The organism is Sulfurovum aggregans (assembly GCF_055385215.1).
The window spans coordinates 913,422-925,447 of sequence record NZ_AP042387.1 but is presented as its reverse complement, the minus strand read 5'-3'; the positions used below and the strand labels follow the sequence as shown (position 1 = coordinate 925,447).

General features: G+C 39.7%; 14 protein-coding genes. All 14 read left to right on the top strand.

Annotation, left to right across the window (positions count from 1 at the left end):
- The first annotated feature begins 10 nt into the window (after positions 1-10).
- The gene (locus ACZ48W_RS04530) at positions 11-1,150 is read left to right on the top strand and encodes a type IV pilus twitching motility protein PilT (RefSeq protein WP_464830151.1); all 1,140 of its coding nucleotides are present in this window, start codon (positions 11-13) and stop codon (positions 1,148-1,150) included.
- A gap of 53 nt (positions 1,151-1,203) precedes the next feature.
- Complete coding sequence (locus tag ACZ48W_RS04525) at positions 1,204-1,740, top strand: 50S ribosomal protein L25/general stress protein Ctc (protein WP_464830150.1); 537 nt, start codon at positions 1,204-1,206, stop codon at positions 1,738-1,740.
- A gap of 89 nt (positions 1,741-1,829) precedes the next feature.
- On the top strand, positions 1,830-2,402 hold the full coding sequence (gene pth / locus ACZ48W_RS04520; RefSeq protein ID WP_464830149.1) for an aminoacyl-tRNA hydrolase: 573 nt from the start codon (positions 1,830-1,832) through the stop codon (positions 2,400-2,402).
- The gene (locus ACZ48W_RS04515) at positions 2,399-3,481 is read left to right on the top strand and encodes an LptF/LptG family permease (RefSeq protein WP_464830147.1); all 1,083 of its coding nucleotides are present in this window, start codon (positions 2,399-2,401) and stop codon (positions 3,479-3,481) included. The genes pth and ACZ48W_RS04515 overlap by 4 nt, the downstream gene beginning before the upstream one ends.
- 88 nt (positions 3,482-3,569) lie before the next feature.
- Positions 3,570-4,787 carry a diaminopimelate decarboxylase gene (lysA, locus tag ACZ48W_RS04510; RefSeq protein ID WP_464830146.1) on the top strand — a complete coding sequence of 406 codons (1,218 nt, stop codon included), beginning with the start codon at positions 3,570-3,572 and terminating at the stop codon, positions 4,785-4,787.
- 46 nt (positions 4,788-4,833) lie between these two features.
- The gene (gene pheA / locus ACZ48W_RS04505; RefSeq protein WP_464830145.1) at positions 4,834-5,892 is read left to right on the top strand and encodes a chorismate mutase; all 1,059 of its coding nucleotides are present in this window, start codon (positions 4,834-4,836) and stop codon (positions 5,890-5,892) included.
- Positions 5,893-5,924: 32 nt separating this feature from the next.
- Positions 5,925-7,019 (top strand): histidinol-phosphate transaminase, encoded by a 1,095-nt coding sequence (hisC, locus tag ACZ48W_RS04500; protein ID WP_464830144.1) that lies wholly within the window; start codon positions 5,925-5,927, stop codon positions 7,017-7,019.
- Positions 7,016-7,228 (top strand): hypothetical protein, encoded by a 213-nt coding sequence (locus tag ACZ48W_RS04495; RefSeq protein ID WP_464830142.1) that lies wholly within the window; start codon positions 7,016-7,018, stop codon positions 7,226-7,228. The genes hisC and ACZ48W_RS04495 overlap by 4 nt, the downstream gene beginning before the upstream one ends.
- 20 nt (positions 7,229-7,248) lie before the next feature.
- Complete coding sequence (dxs, locus tag ACZ48W_RS04490; protein ID WP_464830141.1) at positions 7,249-9,051, top strand: 1-deoxy-D-xylulose-5-phosphate synthase; 1,803 nt, start codon at positions 7,249-7,251, stop codon at positions 9,049-9,051.
- Between the two features lie 134 nt (positions 9,052-9,185).
- Positions 9,186-10,343: a methionine adenosyltransferase gene (gene metK, locus ACZ48W_RS04485; RefSeq protein ID WP_464830140.1), complete on the top strand. Its 1,158-nt coding sequence runs from the start codon at positions 9,186-9,188 to the stop codon at positions 10,341-10,343.
- A gap of 163 nt (positions 10,344-10,506) precedes the next feature.
- Positions 10,507-10,782 (top strand): 4Fe-4S dicluster domain-containing protein, encoded by a 276-nt coding sequence (locus ACZ48W_RS04480; protein WP_464830139.1) that lies wholly within the window; start codon positions 10,507-10,509, stop codon positions 10,780-10,782.
- Between the two features lie 201 nt (positions 10,783-10,983).
- Positions 10,984-11,397 carry a nucleoside-diphosphate kinase gene (gene ndk, locus ACZ48W_RS04475; RefSeq protein ID WP_464830138.1) on the top strand — a complete coding sequence of 138 codons (414 nt, stop codon included), beginning with the start codon at positions 10,984-10,986 and terminating at the stop codon, positions 11,395-11,397.
- A 10-nt stretch (positions 11,398-11,407) separates the two neighbouring features.
- The gene (locus ACZ48W_RS04470; RefSeq protein WP_464830137.1) at positions 11,408-11,782 is read left to right on the top strand and encodes a YceD family protein; all 375 of its coding nucleotides are present in this window, start codon (positions 11,408-11,410) and stop codon (positions 11,780-11,782) included.
- Between the two features lie 77 nt (positions 11,783-11,859).
- Positions 11,860-12,021: a 50S ribosomal protein L32 gene (gene rpmF / locus ACZ48W_RS04465; RefSeq protein WP_012083812.1), complete on the top strand. Its 162-nt coding sequence runs from the start codon at positions 11,860-11,862 to the stop codon at positions 12,019-12,021.
- Positions 12,022-12,026: the final 5 nt, after the last annotated feature.

The window sequence follows — 12,026 nt, the reverse complement described above, 5'->3', positions numbered from 1 at the left end:
AGGAAGTATCATGGAAGAGAAACTTAAACTTTATCTAAGAACTATGATCAGCAATCAGGGGAGTGACCTTCACCTTAAATCAGGTTCTCATGTAAGAGTACGTATTCAGGGAGTTCTGAAAGTACTTGGGAAAGATATATTGAGTAGTGAAATGGTGGACAGACTTGTTCGTGAGATCACAAACAAGGATCAGTATGAAAAACTCATTAATGACCGTACTCTGGATTTTAGTTATATATTAGATGTCGAAAATCGATTTCGTGTCAATTTCTTTTTTCAAATGGATGGCCTGAGTGCGGTTTTTCGTATTATTCCTGTAAAGATTTCAACACTTGATGAGTTAAAACTTCCGGAAGTCATTAAAAGCTTTACAGAGATACAGAGGGGTCTTATTCTGATTACAGGGGTAACAGGTTCTGGTAAATCGACTACATTGGCAGCGATACTTGAAAAAATAAATCTAGAACAGAAAAAACATATTATTACTATAGAAGATCCTATTGAATTCGTACATAAAGACAGGGGATGTCTGATCAACCAGAGAGGGATAGGGCAGGATACACACTCCTTTACAGATGCACTCAGAGCAGCTCTGCGTGAGGATCCTGATATCATTGTAGTGGGGGAGATGAGGGATCTTGAAACAATCGATATTGCACTCCATGCGGCAAATACGGGTCACCTTGTATTCTCAACACTGCATACATTGGATGCAAAAGAGACGATTGACAGGGTTGTCGGTATGTTCGGGAATGAGGAACAAAACCGTATTCGTATGTCCTTGGCCTCGGTACTTGAAGGAGTAATATCGCAACGACTTATTCCTACAAAAAGGGGAGGAAGGATCGCTGGAATAGAAGTACTGAAAAAAACAGCCAGAATAGAGCAGCTTATAGCAGAGAAGCGTGATGCTGAGATCCCTGATGCCCTTTTCGACGGAAAAGAGATCTATGGTACGCAGACATTTGACCAGTCACTTCTTGATATTTTGCGCAGAGGTGAAATCACAGAAAAAACCGCCTTGGAATATGCAACAAACCCGGCAGATATGAAACTTAAAATACAAGGTGTCGGAAAAGGTGCTATCGTTCATGAAAACGTAGAAAATGAAACAATGGAAGTCTTTGATTTTAAGGATGAGAAAGAATAAATTAAACTTTTTTCGATATAATCCGTTCCTATTTTAAATTTAAGGAAACAAATATGTTAGAAGGTATCGTTAGAGAGAGTATCGGAAAAAGCAATGCAAAGCAGCTTAAAAGAGATGGTTATCTAATCGCAAACATTTATGCAAATGGTGTTGAAAACATTCATGCTGCATTTAAACGTGGAGAATTTGCAAGAACTGTAAGAAACAAAGAAACACTTGCATTCCCAGTAAAAGTTGGCGATAAAGAGCTCAATGTATTTATCCAAGAGTATCAAATGCACCCAGTAAATGGCGATGTAGTTCATGTAGACTTAAGAGTAGCAGTTCCTGGTCAAGTAACAAACTTCCTTGTACCGGTTGTAACTCATGGAACACCAATTGGTCTTAAAAACAAAGGTGTACTTGTCATGTCTAAAAAAAGAGTAAAAGTAAGAGGGGCTATCGAAGATATGCCTGCGAAATTCGATCTTAATGTTGAACCGTTGAACAGAGATGATTCTATTTTGGTAAGAGATGTTGAAGTACCGGCAAACTGTAAAATGATGGATAGACCGGATGTTGCTATCTGTGGTGTGATCAAAGCTAAATAACATGAAATAGGAGTACATAGAGCTTTGCTCTGTGTACTATGCTGGCACTATCTACTCTTCAAGTGACTAGTTACTATTAAGGAGTCGTTATGACACTTTTTGTAGGTCTGGGTAATCCGGGATCACAATACGAAAATACACGACACAATATCGGTTTTAAAGTCATTGACAAAATGGTTGATGATTTTCATGCCCGGGATATTTCCAAAACTTCTTTTCAAGGCAAGCTTTATCGAGCTTCGAATTCATTTTTTTTAAAACCCTCTACTTTTATGAACCTTTCCGGGAAAAGTGTACAATCTGTCAAGAATTTTTTTAAAATAGATGTACATGATATTATTGTAATACATGATGATATTGATCTGCCTTTTGGTGCAGTACGTTTTAAAAGGGGCGGTGGTCACGGCGGACATAATGGACTTAAATCCATTGACAGCCATATTACCAAAGAATACTTGCGTGTAAGAGTAGGTGTGGGAAAACCGGAACATAGATCACAAGTCGTTGATTATGTACTGCATGATTTTTCCGAAGAAGAATTCAAAGTATTGGACAGACTTGTCATACATGTGTCGGAAGCCTGTAAACAGCTGCTGACGGAAGAGCTGAATGAAGTAAGATCCAAATACAGTTTAAAGTCCATAGAAAGCTTAAGTCTATGAATTTTATTTCTCCTCCACTCTATTTCCGCTATTTGGCAAAACTGTATATCAGGAATCTGCTGGCTATTCTATTCGGGCTTTCTTTTGCTTTTGCAGCCATTGATTATTTTCAGCATGTACAGCAGCTTAATGTCTCTTCAAATTATAAAATACTCTATATTTTCTATATGTGGCAAGAGGCACTGGGGTTATTGTATCCTTTAGCCATTGTCTTCGCTGTGATCATGACCAAACTCGCATTGGTGAAAAATAATACCATGGGTGCGCTGCATGCTTTTGGATATACCAAAAAAAGACTTTTTATCCCTTTGCTTACCGTTGCTTCATTAACGTATCTTATCTTTACACTGTTGCATACTACTGAGTTCTCCTATGCCAAGGACAAGGCAGCAGTTCTGCTTAAAAATGAACTGCATACTTATGAGGTAAATGACCTTTTTTTCAAATACAATGATACATTCGTCTATATTAAAAACCTTGATCCTGTAGCTAAGGAAATAGAAGATATTACTATTTTTAAAGTAGAAGGATATCAGGTACGCTATACGATAAATGCTCCTACAGCAATTTTTAACGGGAAAGAATGGGATGCAAGAAATGCCACACTTAAAACACATATCTATAAAAATGGAGAACTGGAAAAATACAGTGTAGAGCATAAAGAGAGTATTAAAACATTGCAGGGGTATAAGCCCAAGATCATTGAATCTCTGTATGAGGGGAAAGCACTCAATATTATAGATGCATTTAATACATGGCGGCTGCTTAAGAAACAGCATCTCAATTCGGATAAGATACGTGCGGCATTATACGATAAGATAGTAGTACCTTTCTTTGCTATAGCGCTCCTGCTTATTCTTTTCTTTAAATTGCCTTTTCATGCCAGGATGATGAATATTGGAAGTACTGTTGCACTGTCTCTGGGTGCAACCTTTGTGATCTGGGGTATCCTGTTCGGACTGAACCAGATAGGTTCAAACGGTGTTTTGGCTCCTGAACTGACAGCTATCCTGCCTATAGTTCTTTTATGGCTGTATGCGATATATGTGTACATTACAGATGAAAAGTCCATCGCATAAATTCTGCTAGAGCACCTTTTAATAAATATTTAGATAAAATCACCTGAAAATAGAGAGTCCGTTGTATGGGCAAAATAGGATAGTATAAATGAATATTGATTATAAAGCATTGGCAGACAAATACGGTACGCCATTGTATATTTATGATTTTGATTATATTGAGAATAGGTATACCGCACTTAAAGAAGCATTTTCCGGTAAAAAGTCCATCATCAACTATGCAGTAAAAGCAAACTCAAATCTTTCGGTCATTGCACATTTGGCCAAGCTTGGAGCAGGTGCTGACTGTGTGAGTATCGGTGAGGTCAGACGTGCACTTGATGCAGGTGTAGACAGATATAAGATTATCTTTTCAGGTGTCGGTAAAAGGGATGATGAGATACGTGAAGCTTTGGAAAAAGATATTCTATTGCTTAACCTGGAGAGTGAAGCTGAGATGAAACGTGTAGAGATGGTGGCGAAAGAGCTTGGTAAAGAAGCACGTATCTCTGTTCGTGTCAATCCGAATATAGATCCCCAGACACATCCGTATATTTCAACAGGACTGCATGAAAATAAATTTGGTGTTGAGATAGATATGGCAAAACGTATGTATATCTATGCGAACAAGTCAGAATATCTCAATCCTGTAGGGATCCATTTTCATATTGGTTCACAGTTGACCAAGCTCTCTCCTATACATGAAGCGTGCGGTATAGTGGCTGACCTGGTACGTTCGCTTAAAGCCATTAAAATAGATATCAAGTTCTTTGATGTAGGCGGAGGAATCGGTGTAGTGTATGATGATGAACAGACCATTTCACCTGAAGCATATACGCAAGCCATTTTTGAAGCAACCAAAGGACTTGATATGACTCTGCTGTGCGAACCTGGCCGTTACATGGTTGCCAATGCAGGGGCCTTTTTTACCAAAGTACTGTATGAGAAAGTCAATGACGGGAAACGTTTTGTTATTGTGGATGGTGCAATGAATGATCTGATAAGGCCAAGTCTTTATAATGCTTATCATAAGATAGAAGCTGTTATGGTGGAGGGAGAAAAGAACCCGGCAGATGTAGTTGGACCAGTTTGTGAGAGTGGGGACTTCTTTGGCAAGAATGTACCACTGCCTCCACTTGAACACAATGACCTTATCGTGGTGCATTCCGCAGGTGCATACGGATTTACAATGGCAAGCAATTATAACACACGGGCAAAACCGGCAGAGGTTGCCTTACAAAGTGGAAAAGACAGACTTATCCGTAAACGTGAGACATATGAAGACCAGGTACGTTTGGAGATTGAGTTCTTAGGAGCTTTGGATTAACTTTTTGTAAAAAAGTAAAGCCTTGACCCGATAAATGGAGAAAACTATGACACTGGATGATTTGAGAAAGAAGATAGACACAATTGATGATACACTCTTGAAGCTCTATAATGAGCGTATGGAGCTGGTACATCAGGTAGGAGAACTTAAAAATACTACAGGCGCCCCTATTTATCGTCCAGAGAGAGAACAGGCGATTCTGAACCGCCTTAAAGCACAGAATAACGGTAAACTCACAGACAGAGCGATCGAGGCACTTTTTCTGGAAATGTTTGCTGTAGCAAGGAACCTTGAACTTCCTGAAGCTGTAGCATATCTCGGACCGGAAGCCAGTTTTACCCATCAGGCGGCAGAGAGTAAATTTGGAGCAATGAGTCATTATCTGCCTATAGGTTCGATTCAGGGTGTGTTCAGGGAAGTAGACAAGGGAACAGCCCGATTCGGTGTAATTCCTATTGAAAATTCTTCAAACGGTATTGTGAGTGATACGATCAACTGCCTGGATGAATATGATCTTAAGATCATTGCTGAAGTAATGATCGATGTGCATCTCTCTTTTTCCACACTTGCCGAGGATATCAAGGAGATTAAAAAAATCTACTCTAAAGATATCGCTTTTGGTCAGTGCCGGAAGTTTTTACAGGATCTTGGATTGGATGAAATAGAGCTTATACCGGTAGAATCTACAGCAAAAGCTGCTAAACTGGCACTTGAAGATAAAAGTGCAGCAGCTCTCTGCCCTTCTGTAGCGGCAAAACTCAATAACTTGCCGATACTTTTTGAAAATGTAGAAGATGATACAAATAACAGAACCCGTTTTTTCATTATTTCCAATTTTGAGAATATGCCTTCAGGCAATGATAAAACTTCACTGCTTGTAAGACTTCCGAATACTCCCGGGTCTTTAGTGGAGTTCCTGAATGATTTTGAAGAAGCCAATGTCAATTTGACAAAGATCAAATCCCATATCGTTGAGGGAGAGTCACTTTTCTTTATAGAATTCAACGGACATAAAGATGATGAAAAGATAAAACCTATTTTAGAGAAACACCATAATTCGATCAAAGTACTGGGTTCTTATGTAAAAGAGACAGATGATGTATAGAATAGATAGTAAGTAGCAGGGAGTAGGTAACAGTGAAATTTAATAAGGTACTTGAAAATATAAAGACGTATGAGGCAGGAAAACCGATTGAATTGGTGGTCCGTGAGTTTGGTATTGCACCGGAAGAAGTGGTAAAGCTTGCATCCAATGAAAACCCTATTGGAACGAATCCTGCCGTAGCTGAAGTGATCAGAAAAAATGCAGACAAGGCACATCTCTACCCCGATGACAGTATGTTTGAACTGAAAGCAGCATTGGGCCGTAAATTTGATATATCAGACGATAATATCATTATCGGTGCAGGATCTGACCAGGTACTGGAATTCATATCGCGTGCAGTACTGGATGAAGATGCTTCGGTACTGATGTCAGCAGTGACTTTTGCCATGTATGAGATCTATGCAAAACAGATGGGAGCAAAGATCATTCGTACAGCCAGTTATGAACACAATTATGATGAGTTTATGGAAGCCTATAAAATGTATCAGCCAAAGATCGTTTACATTTGTACACCAAATAATCCTACCGGTGATGCTACAAGCAAAGAAGAGGTTCTGGCTATCATTGAGGCAATGGATAAAGAGACACTGATCGTAGTTGACGGTGCCTATATGGAGTATGCTGCTGCAAAAGATTCCCGGTATGCCATTACCCCCAAAGATTTGCTGGGCTTTGAAAATGTGATCTATCTGGGTACTTTCTCCAAAGCATACGGTTTGGGCGGTATGCGTGTAGGGTATGGTATCGCACAGACAGGATTGATAAAAGAACTCTATAAAATGAGGCCTCCGTTTAATATTTCTACGCTCTCATTGGCAGCAGCGATAGAAGCATGCACGGATGAGGAATTTGTAGAAAGATCTATTGCGCTGCATCAGGAACAGATCAAGCGTTATGAAACATTTGCAGAGGATAATGGCTTAAGGTTCATCGAGAGTTATACGAATTTCATCACCTATCTGTTCGATGAGAAGTTGGATTCAACAAAAATTTCGGATGCACTGCTTCAAAGAGGGGTGATCATCCGTAATCTGGCTTCTTACGGAATGAATGCTGTACGTATCACTGTCGGGACACAAAAGCAGAATGATATCTTTTTTAAAAATTTTAAAGAGGTAATTGCTTGAAAAAAGTGGAGGTTGTAAAAGCACATGAAGTAGAGGTGAAACCTTTTATTTTAGATGATTTTACCCAAAACAAAGAGAAAGCCGGTAGTATGGAAAAAATAAGTAAAAAAGAGCTCAAGCGTTTGGCTGAAAAGTTAGGTCTGGTCTATGATGATGAACAGATACGATTTACCAAAAAACTAATGACAGAATATTTATTAAATAGATAGAGATAAAAAAGAAGAGAAAAATGGATATAAAAGCATACTCGACAGAAGAACTTAACACTTTAGCCGAAAATATCAGACAAAAGATATTGGAGACTGTGAGTAAAAACGGCGGGCACTTGAGTTCTACTATGGGTGCGACCGATCTCATAGTGGCGATGCATAAAGTATTTGATGTCAGTAAAGACCCTTTTATTTTTGATGTAAGCCATCAAGCCTATGCACATAAACTTCTTACAGACAGATGGGACAGTTTCAATACCTTGCGTCAGTTTGGTGGGATCTCCGGTTATACAAAGCCAAGTGAATCTCCGTATGACTATTATGTAGCAGGACATAGTTCTACTTCCATCTCACTTGCAGTAGGTGCTGCAAAAGCCATTTCCCTAAAGGGTGAGGAGAGAATTCCTGTAGCTTTTATCGGTGATGGAAGTATGAGTGCAGGAATGGTCTATGAAGCACTGAATGAACTGGGAGACAGAAAATATCCGGTAGTTATTATACTGAATGATAATGAAATGAGTATTGCAAAGCCTATAGGAGCGATCAGTAAATATCTTTCCCAGACCATGGCAAGTCCTTTCTATCAAAAAATGAGAAGCCATACAGAAAAAATGCTTGAACATCTTCCTGAGAGTGCAACCTATATGGCAAAAAGATTTGAAGAGTCATTTCGTCTTATTACACCGGGGATCCTCTTTGAAGAGTTGGGTGTTGAGTATATCGGTCCTGTAGATGGACATGATATAGTATCACTGATCGAAACAATGGAAGTAGCAAAAGCACTTGGTAAACCAGTCATTATCCATGCCCAGACCACTAAAGGAAAGGGATATGAGATTGCTGAGGGGACAAAAGAACACTGGCATGGGGTGAGTGCTTTTGATCTTAAGACCGGAGAAGCTCCCAAAAAGAATGGTGCGAAAGCAGCAACAGCTATTTTTAGTGAAACATTGGTAGAACTGGCAGATGAAGATGACAAGATTGTAGGGGTAACGGCTGCTATGCCAAGCGGAACAGGGATGAGTGCAGTGATGGAAAAATACCCTGACCGTTTTTGGGATGTAGCTATTGCCGAGCAGCATGCGGTTACTTCCATGGGCCCGCTTGCAAAAGAAGGATTTAAACCGTTCTGTACGATCTATTCCACCTTTTTACAGCGCGGGTATGACCAAGTGATCCATGATATTGCATTGATGGATCTGGGTGTAGCTTTTGCTTTGGACAGAGCAGGGATCGTAGGAGAAGATGGTGAAACGCATCAGGGTGCATTTGATATTTCATATCTTAGGGCAATCCCGAATATGACACTTCTGGCCCCCTGTAATGAAACAACAATGAAGCTTGCTATGCAGTTTGCCAAAGAGTATGACCACCCTTGTGCTTTCAGATATCCAAGAGGTGCATTTTTAGCAGAAGATTTTGATGCTCCGGTATATGAGTTGGGTAGGTCAGTACTGCTTCAGGAGGGAGAAGAAATTCTTCTTGTCGGTTATGGTAATGGTGTCGGACGTGCACAGAAGACGGAAGCGCTATTGGATAGACAGGCAGCTGTATTGGATCTGCGTTTTGTAAAACCGTTGGATGAAGAGATGCTTGTCAGCTTAAGTGCAAAATATAAAAAATGGTTTGTCTTTTCTGACTCTGCAGCACAGGGTGGTGTAGGTTCAGCTATACTTGAATTTTTAAGCCAAAAAAAGATAAAAGATATAGAACTGACAACATTCGAGTATGAAGATGCATTCATTACGCATGGGAATACGAAGCTGGTGGAAGAGAGTTTGGGGTTGCTTCCTGAGCAGTTGGCAAAACGTATACTATTGTAGGGACAGACCCCTGTGTCTGTCCGCGGATCGAAACAGGGTTCGACCCCTACATCAATCTGGATTTTAAAGAGATATTTTATAGATATTTCTTTCAAGTTCAGTGACAGTGGACAAATACTTTCAAGGAATTAAAAATGGCTAACGAATACATTTTTACAAGTGAATCGGTAACCGAGGGTCATCCAGACAAAATGGCTGATCAGATCTCTGATGCGATATTAGATTACATCATTGAACGAGATCCTCAAGCTAGAGTAGCATGTGAAACGTTATTGAGTAATGGTTTTTGTGTTATTGCAGGAGAGCTGAAGACGCATACCTATGCACCGATGCAAGAGATTGCAAGAGAGGTAGTAAGAGAGATAGGTTACACCGATGCAAGTTATGGTTTTGATTATAGAAGTGCAGGTGTACTGAATGGTGTAGGTGAACAGAGTCCGGATATCAATCAGGGTGTGGATCAGGCTTCAGGTGAGATCGGTGCAGGGGATCAGGGACTTATGTTCGGGTATGCTTGTAATGAAACAAAAGAATTGATGCCTTTACCTATCTCTTTGGCACATAAGATCACAGCAAAACTTGCAGAAGTACGTAAAAACGGTACTGTCCCGTTTTTGCGTCCGGATGGTAAAGCGCAGGTTTCCGTCAAATATGTAGATGGAAAGCCGATTGCTATAGATACCATTGTAGTTTCAACACAACACCATCCGGAAGTCACCCTTGAAAAAGTGCAGGAAGCGGTACTTGAAGAAGTGATAAAAGCGGTAATACCTGCAGAATTGATGAGTGATGATATCAAATATCATATCAATCCGACAGGACGTTTTGTGATAGGCGGCCCTCAGGGAGATGCCGGACTGACCGGACGAAAGATCATCGTAGATACCTATGGCGGTTCATGTCCTCATGGAGGAGGTGCATTTTCAGGTAAAGATCCTACAAAAGTAGACCGCTCAGCTGCCTATGCGGCGAGATATGTGGCTAAAAACCTTGTAGCAGCCGGTATATGCGATAAAGCTACACTTCAAATAGCCTATGCCATAGGTGTGGCTGAACCAGTATCTATTTATGTCGATACACACGGTACTGCAAATGTAGAGGATGAAAAGATCACAGCATGTGTAGAGGCACTTTTTGATCTGACACCTAAAGGGATCATGGAGGCATTGGATCTTCTTAGGCCGATCTACCGAAAGACAGCAGCATATGGTCACTTTGGAAGAGAAGATGTGGATTTCAGCTGGGAAAGAACAGACAAAGTTGCTGAAATAAAAGAATTCTTGGGACTTTAATTCCAAATAATATTTAATAAATAGAATCGTTATCAACTATAAAAACCCTACTTTGTAGGGATTTGCTGAGTTTTGTACTATTTGTTCAATTTATCAAAAATATTAAAGTATTTCTTAAAAATCTTTTGATATAGTTTGGGCATATTCAATTTAAGGAGAAAAAATGGCAGTAATTATTACAGATACTTGTATTAACTGTGCGGCATGTATAGATGAATGTCCGGTAGAAGCAATTGTAGATGAGGATGATAATCCAACAGGTGAAGAGATCTATTATGTATATGCAGACAAATGTGTTGAGTGTGTAGGTTATCATGATGTACCGGCATGTGCCGAAGCATGTCCTACTGAAGGGTGTATCCAGTGGGATGATGTTGCAGAAGGTATGCCTGCTGCTGAGAACAGAGGTGCAAAAGGTGAGCCTGTTATTGAAGACTAACCTTCCTCATAAAAGTTCAGTAGAGTTTTACTCTGCTGGCTGACCAGCCGCTGTTTTTTTTGAATTGAAAAGATTGAACAGCCGGCTGCTTCCTCTCCATGTTTATTACATATTCAGAATTAATCTAAATTAAACTTTTATTTCGGTATAATGCCGCCCGAATACTTCACATGAAGTAAATTATCGCTTAGGAATATAAGTATGGAACAAACATTATCGATCATTAAACCGGATGCAGTAGCTAAAAATGTTGTAGGGCAGATCCTTGCGAGATTTGAAGCGGCAGGCCTTAGAATCGCGGCAACTAAAAAGATCAGACTTTCAAGAGTAGATGCTGAAGCATTCTATGCGATCCACGCGGAAAGGCCTTTCTTTAAAGACCTTGTAGATTTCATGATCTCAGGCCCTGTTGTTGTAACAGTACTTGAGGGTGAAAATGCAATGGCTAAAAACAGAGAGCTTATGGGTGCAACAAACCCAAAAGAAGCAGCAGCAGGTACTATCAGAGCAGATTTTGCAGACAGTATTGATGCGAATGCAGTTCACGGAAGTGATTCTGTAGAAAATGCTGTGAATGAGATCAACTTCTTCTTTGCACAGAGAGAGATCAACTAAGTTTTAAACTATGAAAATAGTTTTTGATAAAATAGGTTCAACCGCTAAGCCGGTTGAACTTGAGGTTCAAGGGGCAAAGCTCAAAGGAACTTTACAAAAGAGCGGTTATCATCAAGTAACTTTGGATGCAAAAATGAGTGGCAGTCTTGAATTGTCATGTGACAGATGTGGAGACATATTTGACTATGATCTGGATAGCAGGCTGAAGCTCAAGCTAAGTGACCAGGTATCTGAAGATAAAGATGATTTGGATATAATTGAGTTTTTAGATGGCGAAATCGATCTTTCGTACATTCTTGAAAGTGAAATCAATGCAATAAAAGGTTCTTATCACTATTGTGGAAAATGTGACAATAGAGAAGAGGACTTTGAAGTAGAATTCTAGTACGTAGAATACTTGAATCGGCAGTATTGAATAAAAGTTTCAAATATTGAATAAACAACAAATAAAAAGGACAAAAAATGGCAGTACCTAAAAGACGTGTGAGTCACACAAGAGCAGCAAAAAGAAGAACACACTACAAGTTAACGCTTCCAATGCCGGTAAAAGATGCTGATGGAACATGGAGAATGCCTCACCATATGAATATGACTACTGGTGAGTACAAAACAACTAAAGCGTAATCTCG

What these genes read in the sequence shown, in the direction of transcription:
- ndk (WP_464830138.1), top strand. Translation starts at nt 10,984, where the DNA reads ATGGAACAAACATTATCGATCATTAAACCGGATGCAGTAGCTAAAAAT.
- pheA (WP_464830145.1), top strand. Translation starts at nt 4,834, where the DNA reads ATGACACTGGATGATTTGAGAAAGAAGATAGACACAATTGATGATACA.
- ACZ48W_RS04470 (WP_464830137.1), top strand. Translation starts at nt 11,408, where the DNA reads ATGAAAATAGTTTTTGATAAAATAGGTTCAACCGCTAAGCCGGTTGAA.
- pth (WP_464830149.1), top strand. Translation starts at nt 1,830, where the DNA reads ATGACACTTTTTGTAGGTCTGGGTAATCCGGGATCACAATACGAAAAT.
- dxs (WP_464830141.1), top strand. Translation starts at nt 7,249, where the DNA reads ATGGATATAAAAGCATACTCGACAGAAGAACTTAACACTTTAGCCGAA.
- lysA (WP_464830146.1), top strand. Translation starts at nt 3,570, where the DNA reads ATGAATATTGATTATAAAGCATTGGCAGACAAATACGGTACGCCATTG.
- rpmF (WP_012083812.1), top strand. Translation starts at nt 11,860, where the DNA reads ATGGCAGTACCTAAAAGACGTGTGAGTCACACAAGAGCAGCAAAAAGA.
- ACZ48W_RS04530 (WP_464830151.1), top strand. Translation starts at nt 11, where the DNA reads ATGGAAGAGAAACTTAAACTTTATCTAAGAACTATGATCAGCAATCAG.
- ACZ48W_RS04480 (WP_464830139.1), top strand. Translation starts at nt 10,507, where the DNA reads ATGGCAGTAATTATTACAGATACTTGTATTAACTGTGCGGCATGTATA.
- ACZ48W_RS04515 (WP_464830147.1), top strand. Translation starts at nt 2,399, where the DNA reads ATGAATTTTATTTCTCCTCCACTCTATTTCCGCTATTTGGCAAAACTG.
- metK (WP_464830140.1), top strand. Translation starts at nt 9,186, where the DNA reads ATGGCTAACGAATACATTTTTACAAGTGAATCGGTAACCGAGGGTCAT.
- ACZ48W_RS04525 (WP_464830150.1), top strand. Translation starts at nt 1,204, where the DNA reads ATGTTAGAAGGTATCGTTAGAGAGAGTATCGGAAAAAGCAATGCAAAG.